General features: G+C 38.1%; 14 protein-coding genes. 6 read left to right on the top strand and 8 right to left on the bottom strand.

From position 1 onward, the window contains the following. Nucleotides 1-262: 262 nt before the first annotated feature. Nucleotides 263-1,090 (top strand): hypothetical protein, encoded by an 828-nt coding sequence (locus tag B5D42_RS10225; protein WP_078831409.1) that lies wholly within the window; start codon nt 263-265, stop codon nt 1,088-1,090. Here the strand turns inward: B5D42_RS10225 and B5D42_RS10220 are convergent. From B5D42_RS10220 to B5D42_RS10210, 3 genes are all read right to left on the bottom strand, one after another. Then, nucleotides 1,085-2,169, bottom strand: a protein-coding gene (locus tag B5D42_RS10220; protein ID WP_139367097.1) for an IS3 family transposase whose coding sequence is annotated in 2 segments (ribosomal slippage) — nt 1,085-1,917 and nt 1,917-2,169 — 1,086 coding nt in all. Because the reading frame shifts where the segments join, the coding sequence is not laid out codon by codon here. The two genes, B5D42_RS10225 and B5D42_RS10220, sit on opposite strands and share 6 nt — an antisense overlap. A 59-nt stretch (nt 2,170-2,228) precedes the next feature. Further along, nucleotides 2,229-2,501, bottom strand: coding sequence for a nucleoside phosphorylase-I family protein (locus B5D42_RS10215; protein ID WP_078831408.1), 273 nt, complete (start codon nt 2,499-2,501; stop codon nt 2,229-2,231). Nucleotides 2,502-2,527: 26 nt separating this feature from the next. Beyond that, the gene (locus tag B5D42_RS10210; RefSeq protein ID WP_078831407.1) at nt 2,528-3,214 is read right to left on the bottom strand and encodes a hypothetical protein; all 687 of its coding nucleotides are present in this window, start codon (nt 3,212-3,214) and stop codon (nt 2,528-2,530) included. Between the two features lie 489 nt (nt 3,215-3,703). Here B5D42_RS10210 and B5D42_RS10205 point away from each other — a divergent pair, with 489 nt between their 5' ends. Then, nucleotides 3,704-6,724 carry an HD domain-containing protein gene (locus B5D42_RS10205; RefSeq protein WP_078831405.1) on the top strand — a complete coding sequence of 1,007 codons (3,021 nt, stop codon included), beginning with the start codon at nt 3,704-3,706 and terminating at the stop codon, nt 6,722-6,724. A 103-nt stretch (nt 6,725-6,827) separates the two neighbouring features. On the opposite strand, the gene dinB is transcribed toward B5D42_RS10205, so the two are convergent. The 3 genes from dinB to B5D42_RS10190 form a co-directional block, all read right to left on the bottom strand. After that, entirely contained in the window at nt 6,828-7,979 is a 1,152-nt protein-coding gene (gene dinB / locus B5D42_RS10200; RefSeq protein WP_078831404.1) for a DNA polymerase IV, read from the bottom strand. Then, nucleotides 7,969-10,908, bottom strand: a complete 2,940-nt coding sequence (locus tag B5D42_RS10195; RefSeq protein WP_078831403.1) for a DNA polymerase III subunit alpha — start codon at nt 10,906-10,908, stop codon at nt 7,969-7,971. Before B5D42_RS10195 ends, dinB begins: the two co-directional genes overlap by 11 nt. A 137-nt stretch (nt 10,909-11,045) precedes the next feature. Further along, a complete protein-coding gene (locus B5D42_RS10190; protein ID WP_078831402.1) occupies nt 11,046-14,861 on the bottom strand; it encodes a hypothetical protein in 3,816 nt (1,271 codons plus the stop codon). 140 nt (nt 14,862-15,001) lie between these two features. Here B5D42_RS10190 and B5D42_RS10185 point away from each other — a divergent pair, with 140 nt between their 5' ends. Together B5D42_RS10185 and B5D42_RS10180 are read left to right on the top strand one after the other, a co-directional pair. Next, nucleotides 15,002-16,039, top strand: a complete 1,038-nt coding sequence (locus B5D42_RS10185; RefSeq protein ID WP_078831401.1) for a restriction endonuclease — start codon at nt 15,002-15,004, stop codon at nt 16,037-16,039. 59 nt (nt 16,040-16,098) lie between these two features. After that, a complete protein-coding gene (locus tag B5D42_RS10180) occupies nt 16,099-17,118 on the top strand; it encodes a hypothetical protein (RefSeq protein ID WP_078831400.1) in 1,020 nt (339 codons plus the stop codon). Between the two features lie 22 nt (nt 17,119-17,140). Here B5D42_RS10180 and B5D42_RS10175 read toward each other — a convergent pair whose 3' ends face one another. Then, entirely contained in the window at nt 17,141-17,950 is an 810-nt protein-coding gene (locus tag B5D42_RS10175) for a hypothetical protein (protein ID WP_078831399.1), read from the bottom strand. Nucleotides 17,951-18,064: 114 nt separating this feature from the next. On the opposite strand from B5D42_RS10175, the gene B5D42_RS10170 reads away from it, so the two are divergent. After that, complete coding sequence (locus B5D42_RS10170; RefSeq protein WP_078831398.1) at nt 18,065-18,280, top strand: DUF6965 family protein; 216 nt, start codon at nt 18,065-18,067, stop codon at nt 18,278-18,280. 424 nt (nt 18,281-18,704) lie between these two features. Next, nucleotides 18,705-19,277 (top strand): Crp/Fnr family transcriptional regulator, encoded by a 573-nt coding sequence (locus B5D42_RS10165; RefSeq protein ID WP_078831397.1) that lies wholly within the window; start codon nt 18,705-18,707, stop codon nt 19,275-19,277. A 332-nt stretch (nt 19,278-19,609) separates the two neighbouring features. Here the strand turns inward: B5D42_RS10165 and B5D42_RS10160 are convergent, their stop codons facing one another. After that, a complete protein-coding gene (locus B5D42_RS10160) occupies nt 19,610-20,260 on the bottom strand; it encodes a DUF6088 family protein (RefSeq protein ID WP_078831395.1) in 651 nt (216 codons plus the stop codon). Between the last annotated feature and the right edge of the window lie 17 nt (nt 20,261-20,277).

The raw sequence follows: 20,277 nt of genomic DNA, 5'->3' as shown, positions 1-20,277 counted from the left end.
AGTATAAAAAGAGTAGGGACGGGCTTTGTTTTGTTTTGCATCACTTAAGGTCTTAATTTTTTTGAATAATGGCATGCAACTATTGCAAAATCCAGTATGACTTTTCTGATAGATAAGGTAGTACAATCCTGCTATATTTTTTATTTTTAAGGGTATCAGAATTTTAGCTCTATACGGCTGTAACTCACTACAATTGCACAAAATGAGCTGGCTGAAGAAGAGCAACTGTAATCTATTAATGATTGAAACAACCCTTTAACATATGTTGTTCGAAGACTTATTAGAAGATAAATTAAAAGTGCTCACTCCAGAGTTTGTTCAACTTTTTAAAGACGCGGCCCTAAAGCAAACCCATGAAGGCGACTTGTTATTGGTAGAAGTTGATGGGGGATTTATGCAAGGATTTTCTCATCAAGAAGATGATTTAGTTGGAAAATTGTATAGTATAGGCTCTGGGCACGAAGGGCATTCCGATAGATGTCATAACCGGTTTATTGATGATTATCTAATTAAAAACAGTTCAAAAAAATCTTACAAAGACTATCTAAAGGCTTTTGAGTTTTCGGAGGATCGTATCAAGGAAATATACGCTTTAGAAGAAGAAGAGGCCAGAGGTGTGCAGGTTGAGATGCTTATTTATCTCAAAATCTGGGAGGCGGATTTATTTATTAAGCGGCTTTATCAAATAACAAATATTGCCAATGGAATTGATTATGATTGGCATTTTCGAATCAAAGGATATAATAGGGACAAATCACAAAACACAGGAACAAGGGAAACTATCATTAGGGAAAAGATACGCGATCGGTTAAAGCAAAATTATCCAGTGATTGGCCAAGCAATAACAAATGCTTACAGGACACAAATAAGAAATGCAATTGCGCACTCCACTTATTATCTGAATAACAGACATATCCACTTGACAAATTATAAAAAGGAAGACCCGAATTCTCAGATTGAAGTGCTTTCCTTAGAAGAATGGTATGATTTGTTTCATGATACAATAACTATCTATAACCAATTAGGTGTAAGCTCCCCTAAAATCCGCTACATTCAAAAGTATAAAATTCTCCATTTTCAGTTTTTATAGGATTTGGATTTTAAGGTATTCAGCTGGTGGTACATAGCCAAGCGAAGCATGAGGTCTTGAACAGTTGTAATCTATTCGCCATTCTTCTGCTTTTTCCCGAACCTCTGTCAATGATTGGAAGACATAAGCATTTAGCAATTCTCGTCGGATATTACCATTACAACGCTCCACGTAACCATTTTGCATAGGCTTACCTGGCTGTATGAACACAAGTGTGATTTGATGCTCTTTACACCATATATATAACTGAGCAGAGATAAATTCAGGCCCATTATCAACCCTGATCATTTTGGGCAACCCCCTGAACTCTTTTAAATAATCCAAGGACCTAATTAATCGCATTGTTGGAAGTGAGGTATCTGCTTCAATGTGTAACACCTCTCTGTTATAATCATCTACTATGTTTAATAATCTGAACCTTCTGCCATCCCACAAAGTATCATTCATAAAATCAACACTCCATACCTCATTGATTGTGTCGGGCTGGAATAAGGCTTGTTTTACTCTAGCTGGTACACGTTTCCTGAACCTACGACGGATATTAAGCTTTAACTCCGTGTAAACCCTGTACACTCGTTTGTGATTCCACACATGTCCCATTCTTCTAATCCGGTAATAGCTTTGCCAAAAACCTATTGACGGATGCTTTTCAATCAGTAACTGTAGTGCATTGATTACCTCTTCGTCTTTGCTTGGCACCGACTTATACCGAACCGTACTTTGGGAGAGGCTTACCGCTTTGCATGCCTGACGCTGGCTGATCTGATACTCCTTTACCATGTATTCAACCAGGCTTCCCTTTTCGTCAGGCGTTAGAGCTTTTTTCCAACAGCATCTTTTAAGGCTTCATGGACCAGACTAAGATTGGCATACATCCGTTTCAACCGGCTGTTCTCTTCTTCCAATTCTTTCATCCGCTTTAACTCCTGCACTTCAAGCCCGCCATACCGTTGGCGCCACTTATAAAATGCTGCGGTACTTACACCTAATTCTCTACAGAGATCTTCGGCTTTACGACCATTCTCATGTTCTTGAATAGCCTTTACAATTTGTGTTTCTGTGAACCGTGTCTTTTTCATATTGCTCATTTAAAGTTAACGTTTTTGTCAACTTTTGATTGAGCAGAATATGGGGGAGCTTACACCTCAATCGCTCTTATGCTTGTTAGAAGTGAAGAGTTCTGTCCCACTGCTCCCATTCCACTTTGGACAAGTGCAATATTGTAAAGCCCAAATGTGCCAATATAGTATGTGTGATTGCCAACAGATGTAACAATCAAATTTGTTGCTCCATCTATCGGTAACATGTTTTCTAAAATCTCATTACTTTCAATGTCTGTGGCCGTTACCAATAAAACGTCTATCTGATTAACAAAGGTTTGCATGTGGATGGGGCTTATTTCTATATACATGTGAATCCGGTTTAATACACATGGAATTATTGATATCCGAGTGCATAATAAGAAGGATGGTCAATATTATTCAGATTTTTGATTTTATCTGAGTTGAATAGATAGTCTAAACTATCCAAGAAATCTGATAAAAGGTCAATAATATGACTGTTTTCAAGAAAGCCAAATGCTTTCATGAATTCAAACTTGTATTCTTTCCCTTTGTAGGTAATAGTGTAGCCGTTCGGGTTTTTAGAATATATGCCTCCCGTGTGGACAGTGTTTCTCATTGTCCAAAATAATACCATTACTCTTGCCTCTTCTTTTTGCCAGTTGTTTTGAGTGTCTTCATAAAGAACTGAAATGATTTTTTGAATATTGCCCTCGTCACCAGGTTTGCCGCCTTCCAGAGTGCTATAAAGAATCCTGAAGACTAATTCGGTTTGAAATAGTGCGGTATCAAGGATAGATTCGATCATTGTCTGTTTGAAAGTATGAATATAATTTTCGATTTGAGTTCGATCATTATTGAACATAAATTCAAATTCTTCCTTATTGGTTTCAGTAAATCGGTATCCAATTTTTAAACTGATTAGTGCGGTTGCAATTTGTCCGGATAAAATCTCAATATGCTTTAATCTAATATCTTTTTCAGGTAAGTTTTCATACTTTTTTACAACCGAAATCGATTTTGAGTGCAAATCATGAAATTTAGTTATCAGGTCTTTTTCCATGACAATTATTTTTTGCCGTGAATGATACTATATCGTTATGACGCGGTAGCGTTCAAAATATCAGGAGGGGTTTGAAAGATAGTTATCGTGATTGAAAAAATTAATGTTTTCTGAAAATTTTTACTAGAATCAATTTATATAATTCATTCTCAAATAATTATGATCTTCAACAGGTCTAATTACACATTTCCCTTGAAAGAGAAATTCATACACAGGGTTATCTGAAATATCGCCTCGCCAATAATGATCGACGTTTTCAGCAGTTTGGCTGTAGGTAAAATTATTAGGTATCATATCCAGTAAATACATATCCCCTTTAAACATTAGGAACTCATCTAGTATTCTAATATTCTCATGAAATTGCTATAGGGGCTTTGTGATGATATTTATATAGAGTATTAATACTGATACATTTAATTCATATTGTATAATTTGATCAGGTGTTTTATATTTGATTTGCTCCAATTATTTCAGTTTAAAATTTGATTAATGAACATGGATGAGCTTAAAAGATTACCGATTTGGAATCAAATGAATACAAAATGTGATGCAGATGAAGTTTCAATCGTTCAAAATCATGTTGAGTATATTTTGCCATTAATGGAGAGATATACCGAAACCTTTCCTTTATATACTCTTCATAATAGAGACCACGTATTGAATGTTATTAGAATAATGGGTGAATTATTAGGTGAACAGGTCGAGCAATTATCTGGATTGGAAGCAATGGTACTAATTTTAAGTTCCGTATATCATGATTTTGGAATGGTGTTCACGGAAGAAGAGAGAGCAAGGATCGGTGAATATGAAGATTTTAAGTTAAGTTTTTTGAATGAATTTCCAGCTGCTCGACTTTCTTATGAACAGCAAGGGAGAGTGGTTACGAAAGATTTGGCAGAATGGTATTGCCGTTGGGCACATGCTGTAAGGGTTTGGCTTAAAATTGAAGAAATGGAAGCAGTAATAGGGAAACTTAATTTCAGGAGGATTTCAATAAAGAAAGCTTTAGGAGATGTTTGTGCAAGTCATAATGAAACCATTGAAAATATTCGAATTGATGATGCAAGGTTTGATCCTTCATATCTAGGAGAATGTGATCTCCGATTTTGTGCATTGTTATTAAGGTTGGCAGATATATTAGACTTTGATAATTCTAGAAGCCCGCAAAGTGTTTACGATTACCTCGATATTTCGAATCCCAGGAATTATTCAGAGCAGATCAGTAAAGATGAATGGAATAAGCACATGGCATCCCATGGTTTTAGATTTACTGGAAAAGCAGATGCCAAGCCATTATTATTTATAGCAAATCCTCCTCATCCGTACATAGAGCAAGGGATTCATAATTTTCTAAACCTCATTGATTTGGAGCTTGTTGGTGCATTAAAGGTTTCAAAATTATGTGATGATAGGTGGAAAGCATTTCCATTTCCAGAGAGAATTGAACGGGGGCAAATAAAAAGTGAAAATTATTTATCGGGTAAATATAAATTTACTTTATCAGAGGATAAGATTTTAGATCTTCTGACAGGAGATAATCTCTATTCTGATAATTTTGTTTTCATTCGTGAATTATTACAGAACGCTATTGATACTGTTCGGCATCGTTCATATGTAGAAAAATGTGCTAATCCAGAATATCAGCCCCAACCAATTGAGGTTTCTTTTTTTCAGGATCACGAGGGATATAATTGGCTTCGTGTAGATGACGAAGGGATGGGAATGGATCTAAATATTATTGAAACACATTTGCTAAATAAGGGAAATTCATACTACAATTCTGATCTATTCAAGCTTGAAAAGTTGAAAATTTCAGAAAAAATTCAAGATGAATTTTCTCCAATAAGTAGATTTGGAATTGGTTTATTGTCTTGTTTTATTACCTGTGATAAGATTGAAATTAGTACTTGTTATGCATATCCAAGCAATGGCAGGTACGAAAAAAATAGAATGTCAATTGAGGGGAGAAGTGGTTTCTGGGTAGTTCAGTCAGACGCGGCCAGGCATACTCCTATAGCTATGCCAAATCAAGATGGATTGGAAAAGGGGTATCGAAAAACTCCTGGTACCTCTATTGCTTGTCGCATAAAAACCTCTCATGAATATCTCGGATTAAATATTGAACACCATTTAAAGCGCTTCCTACTCGCTCCAGAAATTCCTGTAATTTTTGAAGGGCAGCCAATCGGGGGTGATTGGGACGAAATGGTGAATACGCCTTGGTGTGATTACCTTAAAACTTCATTATCCCAAGATTTTGTTGATAGGTGTTCAACTTTGTTGGAAGTCAAAATAGAAAGTATTGCAATAGAAGTATTGCCTGTCGATTTAACAAGAGATTCTGGTACAAGTAAATTGTCTGGTCAGATGGTTGTTGTTGTGCCTAGAATTATAATAGTTGGGCGAAATAAGTATTATGATATAGGGCACTATTTTCGTATTGATCAAAGTAGTGACAAGACTTTGTTTTTTTGCTTTAAAAAAAGTAAGGATGCAAATGGTAGGGATATCGAAATTGAAGAACACATCGATATCTCATCCATAATTGCTCACATAAACATTCCGAAAGACCTTTATCTACCCTATGAAAGGAGGGCAACCTTTTCTAACCCACGCATTAGTCATAATGGTATAGTTATACATGATGCTAATAAAAGCCTTGTTGTACAATTGGATAAATTTGATCATTTTAATCTCAGTTTTTCTAGAAATCGTCCATATTTTCTTTCAGCCGGACTTTTTTGTTTTAAGGATTCACTATTGCCAGAAGTTGTTGTTTCTCGTAATACAATTAAGCGATTTGGTGAACTTATAATAGCTAATCTATATTATGCTACACGACGTCTTTTAGAGTTCAATTATGGAAGCGGGGCTTTGTTCACCTATTTGCCAGATTTAGAACAAAACAATCGATTTAATAATTTTTCCATTGAGGTATTTGAAGCTGCTGGAATTTATGAAAGAGATCTTGATTTTTGGAACAATCTGCCTTGTGTTGATGTAATCGGTAAGGGAACTATGAGTATAAATGAACTGAATAAGGAAAATTCTAAAGAGAAAATCCAATTTTGGCCAGCGAATTTTGGAAGCGAATTTTATAATTATTTTTCTAGATTTATTCTTATTAAAAATTTAGATATTACTTTCCTTAATACAGGTGATGATGGTTATTATTTGGAGGGCACAGCTCGTGATAGGTCAACACCTATTACTGAAGCTTTGAGGTTATTTAGGCCTTTGAGTTTTTTGGAATGTGATGATTATTCTAAAATTGTTTTGGCTAACCTAGGCTTTAATAAAAATCATCCCCTTATCAAGTGGTATCTGAATAATGCGGTAATAATTAATAATGAATACCAGCATCTTGGCTGGCAGTTTTTAGACAAATTATTGCATTCTGATTCTGATGTGATTCCTTCTGTAAATGCAATATTAGATAGGTTTAGGACATTACTTCCAGAGAATGATAGGCCTGCGCCTACCTTGAATTTGAAAGAAAGTGATCTTTGATTATGAGTATTCTTTGTGAATACTCAGCTTAGTTTTAACGGTAAGCAGGCATTGTAATAGGTCTGAATATTTTAAATTGATTTTTAACTTTTTTAATTTGCTATTAAATACCCGAAGCTTTTAAAATTAATTTTTCTCCAAATTGCCGTTTGATACTATCAATGCGCTGATACAGCCTTATCTTTTCCTGACTGTCGTCAAACAAGTTGATCTGGTAGTTGCCAGGGATCAGATCTGTAAAACGTAATCCGATCAGACGTACTAATAACCTTCGTGAATACAGCTTATCAAATATCTCGGTTACCGTTTTTAATATTACATGATCCTGGTTCGTGTAGGATATGCTTTTTTGCTGTGTATTGGTTTCAAAGTCTGAGTAGCGGATCTTTACTGTTATACAACCTGTAAGACGATTTTCACTGCGCAGTTGGAAGCCTAAGGTTTCGACCATTTTCACAAGCTCTGCGTGTAAGAACTTTAAATCCGTAGTATCCTGTTGGAATGTGTTTTCTTTCGACATGCTTTTTTGTTCGTGGAATGGGATTACGGGAGATTCGTCGATGCCATTGGCCTTACGGTGTAGATCTGCGCCGTGTTTACCCAGCAAATTGATCATTAAGTTCAGCGGGATCTGCGCAAGTGTCTCAATACGTTGTACGCCCATGTTGAGTAACGTAATTTTTGTTTTATCACCTATGCCAGGCAGTTTTACCACATTTAGCGGGCTGAGAAATGATTTTTCATTACCGAATGGTATTTCGAGCTGGCCGTTTGGTTTCACTTCGTTGGTGCCGACCTTGCTGATTAGTTTATTGCTGGCCAGTGCATAGGAGATGGGCAGGCCACTTTCATTTTTGATCTTTTCTCCCAGCTCATCGGTGAACTTCCTGCATCCGAAAAATTTGTCCATACCGCTGAGATCGATGTAGAATTCATCAATAGATGATTTTTCTACTACTGGAACTGTATCTTGTATCACATCAGTTACCAGCCTGGAGTATTTGCTATACGCCTCATGATCTCCTTTGACGACCACCGCATGGGAACAAAGTCTTCTGGCAACCGCCATCGGCATGGCAGAATGAATCCCGAATTTTCTTGCCTCATAGCTGCAGGATGCAACTACACCGCGGTCTCCACTTCCACCGACCAACACAGGTTTGCCGATCAGTTTGGGGTTGATCAACCGTTCTACCGATACAAAAAATGTATCCAGGTCAAAATGTGCAATATGGCGGTTCTTATCAGTTAACATAGGAGCGATTTTTATATCCGATTTTTTCCAGGTGCGAAACTTCCAGGCTATAAACGCCAAAATCTTCGGTGATTTTGCCTTTTAGTTTGTAAAAGCCGCTACTATGTAAGGGATATCGTTTTGCCTGTTGCGGAAAATGGACGGTATCTATCCAGTTCAATTCACTATCGACGAAAGTTCCGAAGAACATCTGATCATCATTTTTGGTAGTTACATGCTTGCGGGCAATAAAGTACGCGAGCATAGCAATATGCTTGCCTTTATACAGATGCATGTCACGTGATGGAACATAGGCGCAGGGATCTGCATCGGCGAGTGCAAAAGGGTTTGTGGTACAGAACCCCATGATTTCCATCTGGTCGTACAGATCGTCTATTGGGTTGTCGTCCAGTTTGGGGAGTGTAAAATCAAACTGTAAAGGCTCGTTAAACATGGTCTGCACTTCCGGCGTATTTGTGGTCACGCGTTTCTGTAAAAAATTAGCTTCCCATAGTAATGTCTTTTTTGACTTACCGGTAAAGCGAAATGCCCCGATGCGAATCAAAGTGTTCAACTGTTCCAGCCCGCAACCGGTTCGTTCTAAAAAGTCACTGATGTTTTTATATGGCCCGTTGAATTTTCGATCATCAATAATCTTTTCCAGTAATTTATCCTGAAGACCCTTGATATGAATAAAGCCGACATAGACACGACCATGGAGAATAGAAGTAAGGTGTTCGCTGTGGTTGATACAGGGCAAATGAATATCACCACCGCTTTTGAGCAGTTCCAGGAAATAGAGTTCGCGCGAGTAAAAGCCACCAAAATTGTTGATGACGGCTACCATGAATTCCTGGGGGTAATAGGTTTTCAGATAGAGGCTCATGTAACTTTCTACGGCGAAGGATGCAGAGTGGGCTTTATTAAAGGAGTAGCCTGCAAAACTTACCATCTGACGCCAGACTTCGCCTACCTGTTCAGGATCTCGTCCGAGTGCAACCGCCGAAGCAAAGAATTCTTCCCGGATCAGGTTGAACCGGTTAGAGGAACGGTATTTACCGCTCATTGCCCTGCGCAGGATATCGGCTTTACCGAGCGACAGACCACCATAATAGTGAGCGATCTTGATCACATCTTCCTGGTAAACCATCACGCCATAGGTTTCGGAAAGATGTTCCTTAAAGAGCGGGTGTATATATTCGACGATTGAAGGGTTATGATAGCGTTCGATATAGGATCGCATCATGCCGGACTGTGCGACACCAGGGCGAATAATAGAGGAAGCGGCAACCAGTGTCGAGTAGTCATCGCAGCGTAGTTTCTTCAGGAGCTGGCGCATGGCAGGTGATTCGATGTAAAAGCAGCCGATGGTATTTGCTTCCCGTATCTGTTTTTTGATTCTTTCATCTTCAAAAAAGGTACGGGTATTGTGAATGTCGATCTCTTTTCCATGATGCAGTCTGATGAGTAGCAATGCATCTTTTATATGTCCGAGGCCTCGCTGTGACAATACATCAAACTTGTTTAAACCAATGTCCTCAGCAGTGAACATGTCCATTTGGATGGCTGCCATACCGGTGCGTTCGCTTTTCGGGGTATGGAACAGAGTGCCGTAATGCAGGATCGGTTTTTCAGAAATAAGTACACCGCAAGGGTGGATAGATGGGGTAGAAGGAAAGCCTTGCATCAGTTTGCCGAACCTGTCAATCTTTCTGGTCTTATCACAGGTTGGCTTCCCGCTCTGCTGAAATGCTTTGATCTCTTCATCCGGCAGGCCATATACTTTACCCAGTTCCCGGATAATCGAATCGTGTTTGAATGTCGGGCAGGAACCAAGCAGGGCCACATGTTTTTTACCGTATCGTGTGAACATATAGGCCATTACTTCATCACGATCCGTCCAGGAAAAATCAATATCGAAATCCGGCGGAGAGGTACGTTCTGGATTTAAGAAACGCTCGAAATACAGGTTGAGTTCGATGGGATCTACATCCGTAATACCCAGGCAGTAGGCTACAATAGAGTTGGCTCCGCTGCCACGTCCCACATGATAAAATGCCTGCTCATTGGCAAAGCGAATGAAATCATGATTGATGAGAAAATAGGCAGTAAATCCGAGGTCATAAATCACTTTCAATTCTTTCTGCAATCGTTCTGTAGCGACTTTATTTTTCTTGCCATACCTGCGTAAAAGGCCGGCCGTAGACAGCTTTTCCAGCAATACAAAATCATCCTCTTTAGATCCACCATAGACTTGCAGGGTTTTATCCTGATCAAAATCCATCTCGATCGAACACTGATCCAGTAACTTGTAAGTATTAGTAACGACAGCCGGATATTGTTTGAATAAGGATAATATCTTGGCAGGACTGACAAAATAATCTTCGCGTCTGCAGCAATGGTCGCTGGTCAGTTGAGACAGCAGCAGGTTTTTGTCAATGGCTCGTAACAGGCAATGGAGATAGTAGTGATCATTATCTTGAATGACGACCGGCTGGTGGATCACATACTGATGGCCTGCATCGAATTTAAAAAGTGAGCCGACTTCGTAAGGTTTTATGCCGATACGTTCGTTGCCAGCCAGTTCACCAGGTTCCTTGCTTCCCATGGGATACACGACAAATACCTCTTCCGGTGCGGCAGGCGAGGCCGGAAATTCTTTTTTGGCGATAAGGTGCTCAGATAAAAAGCTATTGATCCAGACGAGACCTTGGTTATTTCTGGCGAGCAGTAGATAGCAGCACTGGTCAGTGTTTCGTATATCAACTCCCAGGACAGGTTTAATGCCAGCTTCACGGCATAGTTTTACAAACTCCCAGTGATCGTAGGTACAGTTGATGTTACACAATGCCAGCGTGGAAAGTCCGTGTTCTACAGCAGCTTCTACCAGTCCGGCTGTGGAATACGTTCCAAAACAAAATGAATAAAATGTCTTTGCGTCTAAATGCATGATTATTAGCCTTATCCATTGGCAACTTTACTAAATAATTTAGCAAAAAATAAAATAAAAACATATCTGATTGGTTTTCAGATTTTTATGCACACCATTAATTAAAACTGTGACTAGTAGAAGAAAATTATAAAAGCTTATCTAGGTAGTTCTCCCTCATTGTCTAATTCTTCCAGCTTTATTTCTTTTTGTAGTGAATTTTTCTGTGAATTCGCCCATATCCTAACCAAGTCAATAGGGTGGTCCCGTAACAAAGTCATAAGCCAATAAAGCGATTGAAGATATTCCACACTACTGCCTATAGAGGTGTAAGTGCCGATATTGGCGGATAGGTTTTCTAATACTGATTTGTCATTGCCGAAATTGTCAATGATCATTTTTGCAAAAGGGTGCCATTCTATATTATCGCCCGATTTTGCATCAACTGGCATCATATGAGCCATTCTTTTAGGTGCTTCTTCAGGATTGGTTTTGCACCACTCGAGGAGTTTTTCAAAGCGATCTGGATTTTCAAAAAGAATTCCGTTCGTTTCATTATGACCTTTCTGTGCGCCTATCGTACGGTTAATATGCAGAATAAAAAGGTAATTCTTTGAAATCAACGCATTGCCCAAATACTCCCAGGTTTCATCAAAATATTTGTCAAAAAGTATCTTGTAGATCTTTGGCAGGTATGGTTCCATGTTATAATCATAGTTGCGTTGTGAACTTGCTTCAATTAATTGTTGCATGATTTGCTTTGCAAAAGCAGAATCATTTGTGGACTCCAAAAGTTTTTCAATAGTGGAAGACCAATGGAAAGTATCCATTTGATATTGTATGTTTTTTTCTATTATCATGTTGCTTTTCACAATGATTGATTTAATCGCTGGAGTGCAATATTGCCAGTTGCTTTCATTTTCATAGCAGTACATATAAAGCAGTGATAAAGCGACCCAGTTTCCACTTGGATATTTACAAATTGTCAAGCAAAACTCAATAACATCTTCATTTTGGAAAGCTGAAAGGGATTTTCCATACTTAAAATTGAGAAAATAACTGATGTCCACTTTTCCTGCATCAACCAACGCAAATAATTTAAAGAGATCAGTTATGTTGATATTTAAAACACGAGCAAGGTAAAAAGCATTGTGATTGATGGAATTGCTAGCAAGCACTGTTGAGTATAGCCCATTTACAATTTCAACGTCCTTTGTTCCTAATGCAAAACCGGCAATGATTTCAGGGTTCTGTTCATTTACGGGAATCTTTTCTAGTTCCTCTATGGCCTTATCAATAAATTCTTTTTTGCCGACAAGTATTTCGCCCAGCTTTTTGCCAAAAACAAAGCCCATTCGTTGTTCCCCAATTAAAAGATCCTGCAGGTATTCCGTCAGATCTATATTCTCGCTCACTATCTTTTCTGCTATTAACTCTGCGTTTTTCTTTACAATATCATCGCCGAAATCTTCACTATAGTCAAACCATTCAGGTTTCGATACCTTCATCTGCAGTTGATTTCGAAAATCAGTAGGCATCAGTGTCTCCAGTAATAATTGCAACCTGTCCTTAATCTCCGGAACATTTTTTGCTTCATAAGACATTGCTTTCCTGAGTGCTGTTCCCATTTCAGGCCATGTAAAATGTGCGTCAGCTGCCACTTCCTTAATAAATGCTTCCATCTGTTCAATAAATCCGTCACGGATTAGTATTCGAAGATTCTTCGCGATTTCTTTTCGTGCAATTTGTCCATTTGGGGAATTCTTTTTAGCAATCGGAAGTAACATAGATAGCAAGGTTTGGCGGTAATCAACTGTCTCTTGATTGGAAGGGTGGTAATCTTGTAATGGCGCACTACTTCCTTGTTTTTCTGCGCCACCCGACCTGTGGAAATTATGGTTGTCGAGACCTGTAGCTATGGCCAAGATTGCAATGCGCTCATAGTTGTCATCATTTTTGAGTAATCCCCATTTGATAATTGGCAAGCGTTCTTCCAGGCTTGCTTCTGTGCCAGCCAGGCGCAATTGAAATAGCTGTCTGAATTGTCCTGTTGCATTGTTCGCCCAAGTCTCATTTTCAGCTACCGCGAAAGTATAGAGCATTTTTGCAGCATCGCTAAAAGTAGTCTTTCGAAAGGCAAGTTTCTCAAGCGCCCAAACCAAGTTACGCCTGGATGCCGTTTCGCTCCTTAATTCTGTTATTGACATTTGTCCAAAAGCGAACGTCAGGGAGTTCATAGTTTCTATTGGATTCACTTCAACAACATGGCGGAAGAGGAGTGAACCCCATTCAGATTTAAGCACTTCCGCTTTTCCGAAAAAACCATCCATACCCCACAGTTGTCCTACCAGATCTTTTGCTTTGTCGATTTGATCTAACTCTGACAATCTTTCTAAGAATCTTGTATCTAATTGAACCTTTTGCAATTTTTCAAGAATGTCAATTACTTTTCTCGGCGATGTTGTCATTAACCATGATGCAGAAAGATGTATCGCCAGAACCGTAGGTTTTACTGAATAGTAGACGCTCTTTTTTTCAATAATATCTTTTTCTTTGTACTTATTGCAGATTTCTCTGAATTTGGAATCTGTAATACTCCCATCATATATTTTCTCTCGAATGAAATCCATTTGTTTCTGCAGGGTATCTGCAAGTTGATCATTGATTAGAGACTGAAAACTATCGTCAAGAAAGCCAAACGAAGAGAATACTGAACATGCCCTTATGATATCATAATCTTCATCATTTCTTTGATTGTGTTCAAATAACAGTTTTTTGATTAATGAATCAATAGGGTATTTATTCAATTCGGTCAAGCCTAATCGTGATACCTGTTCAGAAAAACGTACGGCCATCCAAGGATATCCTTCACACACAGAAGCCAAATATTCTCTTTCAGACAGTGTATGCGTCTGTTTTAATTTTTCATCGATTATTTCCAGTATCAGATCTTTTTGGTTATCTCTAATAAGTTTAATCTTTCTGTCATTAATTTCCCTGTCATCATCTAGTCCAACTGTTATTAATTTTAAACCATTGTATGGTTTTATAATGGCTGATAATTTTATATGCGATGAAGCGGTGCAATTATCGATTACAATAATACCATTCTGTTTATCCCTATGTGAAATAATGTAACCAACGACTTCATCTAGGTTTTCCACATGGTCAGCGTCAAAATAGACGGACAAATTTTTAAGTGATTCCACTTCTGAATTGACCGGGCGAAATGTTTCATAGATAAACCTTGTTTTGCCCAATCCTGAGTGGCCATGAATTCTATAGACTTTTTGCTCTAAAATTCCTGCACGTATGGAAGATATTGATTTAGCCAACTGGTCATTCAGTTGGTATGTCGTTTCTTTTTCTCTAATATCTTGCCCGAACTCTTCCCATATTCTGAAGCTCAATGGGCGAGTCATGTTGTTATACCGTTGGACTTTCAAGATAGCAGTTATATACTGGTTTGTCCAGTCCTTTATCACATTAGCATCATATATATCAATATGAAATTTATCATAACTTTTATGTCCTGCATCCCTAATAGCTTCTCTGAATTTAGATATCCTGTCATTTTTTTGCGTATCTGTCAATGGCCTATTTGTAAAAAGTATATAACACCCATCAGCGGTTACAACTTTTTCAATTTCGCCTTTTAGTTTTCTTGGGTTGCCCTTTACTTCTTTCACCAATATTTCATCATAGCAATCTGCTGGCCCCAATACCGTTGCCTTATTTTGGAAAATGCAATATTGTTTTGGCAGGTAAGGTGTATTCAAAGTTGTGCCTGACCATTGTGCTCTGCCATCGGACCCAGCGTCTGCCGTTGTGATGTTAAAGGGGACAGAAACCGTAAAGCTTCCGGGAATATATTTGGCTGCTTCACAATGCAGTAATGTATGAAGCAATTCACTCAATTCAATATCCTTAAGGTTTTCGATCTGTTCTATCGAAGTTTCATTGATCCCTGCCATAAGTAGATTTTAGGTGTTAGATTACAAAATTAATTATGTATTTCATTTATTTAGAATATGTGAATAACATACGCTTCTGACTGATTTTCAATTCGTTTTAATGTGAATTCAAAAGAGTAAAGAATTGATAATTTTATAAAATGAATACCACAGAAAAAGGAGATATACTTGAAGCGCTTACTTTGCTTGTTGAACGTTCAGTTTCGCATCAGCCGGGCACTGTTTTTAAGAAGAAGCATACAATTAAAGACCAACATGGTATAAACCGAGTTCTTGATCTCTTTGTAACAACGCAGGTTAATGGGAAGAGTATAAAGTACGCATTTGAGTGTAAGCATCATAAGAAGGGAATACCCATGAAAGATATCTTAGACTTTCATGGAATGATAGAAAATAAAGGAATCACAGGCTTTTTTGTTACTTCCGGAACTTTTCAATCAGGCGCGATCAAAAAGGCTGCTGCTCTTGGAATTACATTACTGACCCTAAAGAAGCGGGCGCCTACTGGAAATGATATGGCAGGCGTGCATCTTTTTAAAAAGAATTATGAAATAACCAATGTGGCATTTTCAGGAACGTCTAGTCATTTTGATAATGAAACAATACAGAAATTATTTTCTGAATGCAAAGGGTGCAAGAAAGGGATAAAAAATATATTTAATAAAACTGTGATTCCAAAGCTGGCTGGAATGATTGAGCAAGCAGTTGACAGAGTCAGCTCTGATTTTACAGATGTGACTAAGATAGCATCAACTTTCGGAAAAGAAAATGCACGTGGCTTTCAGTTTATTGCAGTCCATGATAATGGTTGTTCCATAACTCATCAGAATACTTACCCGATCTATATTTCCCATACTGTAGTCGATATTAATGTTTGGCATGAAAAGGTCCACAGTCAAAGTCTTGATTTTGAACATTTTTTATATTCACCAGTAGGAGATCCAGGATCAGGTACTATGTTTTCTAAGTCAGAGCTGGTAATAAAAGATAAAAGGGTGGTGATTTGCGCCTCCAGACCTGAATCTGGGGCTGCCTCACAAAGTATTATAATGGCTAATGAAGATCATATTCAAAATGCGCATCCAATGACCGGCGTTCCTTTAGGTACTCTACACCAGTTCGGATTGAGTGATATATTCTCTTCCGGTGATACGAAGGATTCAAAATGCGTTGACTAAGCTGATTTTGCTTAATTAACGCCAGTTTTCCATATTGCAGGTGGTTTACAAAAAAAAGTATGGCAGATGAGCTTTATGAACATATTGAGAGATTAAAATCCGGATTATCGGGGATTTCAAAAAATCCACTTCTGGATCTATTTCCTGATAATAAATTGCGGGAAATAGACCGTCGTGCTATTCAGGAACCTTTTATAAGAGCTCAGCGAAAAGACATGCTTCGGCATCTAGTAAGTGCGAAGATTGATCACAGCGAGCATATTGAACATGCTTTCAGTTTGTTTAATGAAATAGACGTATTTGATCATTTAAAGGGAAAATGTTCTATTCAGCCTGTTTTTAAAACAAAGGGCCCTACACCGGATTTTCTCTTGAATCTTGCTAATGGATCATATATTAACCTTGAGCTAAAAACGATTTTTTTTGCTGATAGTACCAATGTAATCCGCAATATTCAAGATCAGTACTTAAAAGTTAATATACATATTGAGGGCGTTCGGAGCGGTAAGATTTCTGATACTGAGGGGCCAATAGTAAGCTGGAATTCTTTCAGAAAACCAGGTGCCCAAAATGTATCTAGATACGATATTATTCAATTGATACAGGGAAAGCTGGATAAGGTCGCAAATATGAAACAGCTGCAGTATGAGGATAATCCTGCGATTTTAATGATTGACTTTGCACCGTTGGATTACCATTTTTTTCTTCAGGAGGCATTACCTTATTATCTGTTTCCTAATAATGCTTGCATTCTCAGTGGTATATTCTGGCACGTATGCTTTGGGAAAATTGGAGAACGTACCATGGAATGGCCGGAATTTCCAGGAAAGCCTTGTGTAGGTGAGGCTATGATTCGTGAGGGTTTACTTTACCGTAATTGGCCTGTTCGGGCAATAGTTATTGGCCTTGGAATGGGAGAGGGAAAAAGATTGATAGGGTTGCACGCTGCAGATATGGAAGATTATAACATTCTGCAAACGCTTCATAGTATTTGTGATTTTGTAAATAATGATTTGAACACTAATTACATTGATATTGGATGTGATCCATTAAAACAGTATGCAAATAAGATGGTCTAATGTTTAGAAATTGCCAAGCTATTTACTTGGAGTTATTGTCATCATCCTCATATGGTTCTCTAAAGAAGCCTATATGTAAGCACGGAAGACTGTAATGTTTCTGGCTTAGGCGTTTAATTACTTCATCACGCGTTATGCCCCATTTGTCTGAGATATAATGCACGTGAGGTCCTTGCTTTTCTGTTTCATTACCATTCATGCTTCGGTAGTCATAAAAGATACAATGCCATTCATTCTCTTTATCAAGTACTCGCACAATGCGCCGTCTTCGATGATCAATTGTCTGTTTTAACTGCTTTTCTGTATATCTACTGTTTCCTATTATAGTGAGTGATCCACTTTTTTCTTTGTAGGCTAAACTAGGCATTGACGCTTTGTCAATACCTGTTGGTAGAAAATCGAATGTATAATTACTAAAAAGATAACCATACGTTTGGTATGATTTAAAATACCAAGAGGTTAATTGCTCGCCAGACACAGTTAGATTTTTAAGTGATTTGTGCTGATCCTTTTTTGAAGTCGCTTGCAAAGTTTTCCAAAGTGCATCTGGCACCTTTGTTTTGACAATTTTTTCCAGTTCTTCATTCCAGGTTTTACCTGCCTGATGGGCTGCAATTTGTCTTAGATAATCAATTGGTTGATATCCAGTTGGTATTTTAGGTGGTTGCGGAGATTGTAATGACAGTAAAAGGTGGTTAAAAGTAAGATTGCTGAAATGTGCCATTATCATATCCTTATGCCATTCAATTGGGTTTGAGTATTCACAATCGTTGTTTTCTGATATTGTGAAATAGCCATTATTATCAGGGGAGGCAAATTGCTGAAATCGCATAATTAAAGATAAGATATTGTGGCCTGTTAGATTTCGATGTTAGGTTGCTTTATTCTGCTTTTAAAAACTGTAAATTGGTTATAACTTTGTGACTCAATAATAAGAGGATTTGATATGAATGATCAAATTGAGTTAAAAGAACTTGAAGATTTTTTCAAAAAAATTGATTTGCCAAAAGAGATTCAATTGGAGCAAGGGGTGTTTATTCCAAATCTGCCATCTTTTGTTGATAATTACTTGAAGTCATTAAGCACTGGGCAAATGGCTTTACCTGAAGCTTCAGGGAGATTCTATAGGCTTCGAAAATTAAAGGCTTTGTTGTCTATGTAAATTATTGCAAGTTTATAACAAGTAGTAAAGTACTGATCTTACGCATTAAAATTTTATTAGCTTTAATATCAGGATAGTGATTTGAGGCATTGACTTCAATTATTGTTCATCAGCCCAGCAAATAGTTAATTGGACCTTGGCCCGCTTTTAAGAGGTAGTCGCGCGATTACCAACACCGGTGCTTGACGAAGTTTCCGGGCAAGGCGTAGCCAAAGGGTGGGCAATTAATTTGCCTGCCCTTTTCATGAACCTTTTCATTCCCGGTAACTTATTTGCCGGAGGTTTGTTATTGCCTTCCCGACGTGAAGCCGCCGGTGACATATCGCGTCACCAAATTAACCTGATATGATCTATTTTCAACAAGCTGGAATTGCCATCTCCAGACGCTTCACGCTTCTTTGTTCCATCTTTTAAGGATTGAATAATGGAAGAGTTGTTAAAGTTCCTAGAGTCCTTATACCCGGTAGATCCGCAGTTGCAGATATACCTATGGCATCATATCCCCAAAGAGATCCACAGGGCTAATAAAACTTTACTTGAGGAAGGTCAGGTTTGTGATTGGATTGCTTTTATAGAAAAAGGATTTGTAAAGGTTTACTATGAATATGATGATGTAACTGAGCGGGTTATAGGTTTTTACCGAGAAGGGGACATGGTAGGATGTGTAAAAAGTTATTTTACCAATACACCATCAAAACTGACTATCAGGACTATTGAAGAAACATTTTTACGGCGAATTCATAAAGCTGAGCTGGAAATGTTGTTAAGCAAATACCCCGGATTCAATTTTAATACTCGTTGTATCATTGAACGCATCTGCTGTATGTATGAAGATCATGTTATCTTATTGGGGATGCCTGCAAAGGAGCGGTTTTTAAAAGTCCAGGAAATGTATCCCTGGATGATGAAAGACAGCAGAGTCAAAGATTATATGATCGCTTCCTTCCTTGGGATTGATAAAGCTACCTTCTCAAAGTACAGGAATGGTAAAGAGTGAATGTGGTGAATCGCCTGATTTTTGCTTTTTCCTGTGTTTTGGGGATAATATTCTATACTTGATTAGTAGCGTGAACAGAAAGTCGCTTATTTCTGCCTGGGTAGGTGTGCCGTCAATTTTTGACGTATCGAGAAAGCGCCTGAAATGCTTTTTGTCGCCTTTCGACACTTCTAGTGTGGCCATATTGCCGTTATGCTGTATATAATGGATTTTCATTTGTATATAGATTGATGCTAGGTTAGTGCATAGATAGAAAGTAAAGAAACAACCTTGTCTTGTAAATTCAAAGTAACCTTACCAGTTTATGGAAACGTATAATTGAATGCTGTTTTTTACGATTCAAGTGCTTTAATGGGTATGCTTTGTAGATGTTCCAATTGAGCTGCTATTTTTACCAAGATTCGTTTTGTTGGTTGGGGCACCTGGTGCGCAAACTCTTGTATAGATGAGGGTGAAACATCAATAAGCCTGCTGGCTAGTATTTCGATAGTGGCCTGGTTTAATATTGAGGTGCCCAATATGTTTATTGCCTGAATGGTTAGAAAGACAGTTTCATTTTCGGGGATTAGTTTTTTCTTTGTTGTTGTTTTAAAGATTAAAGTAAATGATCCGGTTTTTATTCTGCGACGTGTTCCATTGGTCAAGAAGACGATCGTGCGGGGGATATTCTCTGATATGCCCAATTTGAGTAACGCGTAATCGCCGGTTGGACGTATCTGTACCCCTTCTTTATCCGCGATCGCATAAGCAAGCCGTTCGACCGAGTTGATATCCTGCGTTATCGTTGCCCCTTGCTTTGTTTTGATATATAACCCTTTGGCAATTCGTAAAACCAAGTTTTTTGCCGTTAACCTTGATAAGGCCATTAGAATAGCCGTGCTTCTGCCCAGGTTCCAAAAGTCGAAGGGAGAGAAAAGGCTTTCATCAGGGAGAATCGCTATGGCTTGTTCCAGGCGGTTGTGTAAACTACTCTTATTGTACATTTAGCTGATCTGACGGT

The organism is Sediminibacterium ginsengisoli (genome assembly GCF_900167075.1).
In the GTDB taxonomy this organism is placed as follows: domain Bacteria; phylum Bacteroidota; class Bacteroidia; order Chitinophagales; family Chitinophagaceae; genus Sediminibacterium; species Sediminibacterium ginsengisoli.
Note: the sequence above shows the minus strand (reverse complement) of the source record. Positions and strands in the feature narration are given on the sequence as shown.

Excerpts from the sequence above, each read along its gene's own strand:
- B5D42_RS10175 (WP_078831399.1), bottom strand. The coding sequence starts at position 17,950 with ATGCGATTTCAGCAATTTGCCTCCCCTGATAATAATGGCTATTTCACA.
- B5D42_RS10210 (WP_078831407.1), bottom strand. The coding sequence starts at position 3,214 with ATGGAAAAAGACCTGATAACTAAATTTCATGATTTGCACTCAAAATCG.
- B5D42_RS10215 (WP_078831408.1), bottom strand. The coding sequence starts at position 2,501 with ATGTATATAGAAATAAGCCCCATCCACATGCAAACCTTTGTTAATCAG.
- B5D42_RS10225 (WP_078831409.1), top strand. The coding sequence starts at position 263 with ATGTTGTTCGAAGACTTATTAGAAGATAAATTAAAAGTGCTCACTCCA.
- B5D42_RS10180 (WP_078831400.1), top strand. The coding sequence starts at position 16,099 with ATGGCAGATGAGCTTTATGAACATATTGAGAGATTAAAATCCGGATTA.
- B5D42_RS10190 (WP_078831402.1), bottom strand. The coding sequence starts at position 14,861 with ATGGCAGGGATCAATGAAACTTCGATAGAACAGATCGAAAACCTTAAG.
- B5D42_RS10185 (WP_078831401.1), top strand. The coding sequence starts at position 15,002 with ATGAATACCACAGAAAAAGGAGATATACTTGAAGCGCTTACTTTGCTT.
- B5D42_RS10205 (WP_078831405.1), top strand. The coding sequence starts at position 3,704 with ATGAACATGGATGAGCTTAAAAGATTACCGATTTGGAATCAAATGAAT.
- dinB (WP_078831404.1), bottom strand. The coding sequence starts at position 7,979 with ATGTTAACTGATAAGAACCGCCATATTGCACATTTTGACCTGGATACA.
- B5D42_RS10170 (WP_078831398.1), top strand. The coding sequence starts at position 18,065 with ATGAATGATCAAATTGAGTTAAAAGAACTTGAAGATTTTTTCAAAAAA.
- B5D42_RS10195 (WP_078831403.1), bottom strand. The coding sequence starts at position 10,908 with ATGCATTTAGACGCAAAGACATTTTATTCATTTTGTTTTGGAACGTAT.
- B5D42_RS10160 (WP_078831395.1), bottom strand. The coding sequence starts at position 20,260 with ATGTACAATAAGAGTAGTTTACACAACCGCCTGGAACAAGCCATAGCG.
- B5D42_RS10165 (WP_078831397.1), top strand. The coding sequence starts at position 18,705 with ATGGAAGAGTTGTTAAAGTTCCTAGAGTCCTTATACCCGGTAGATCCG.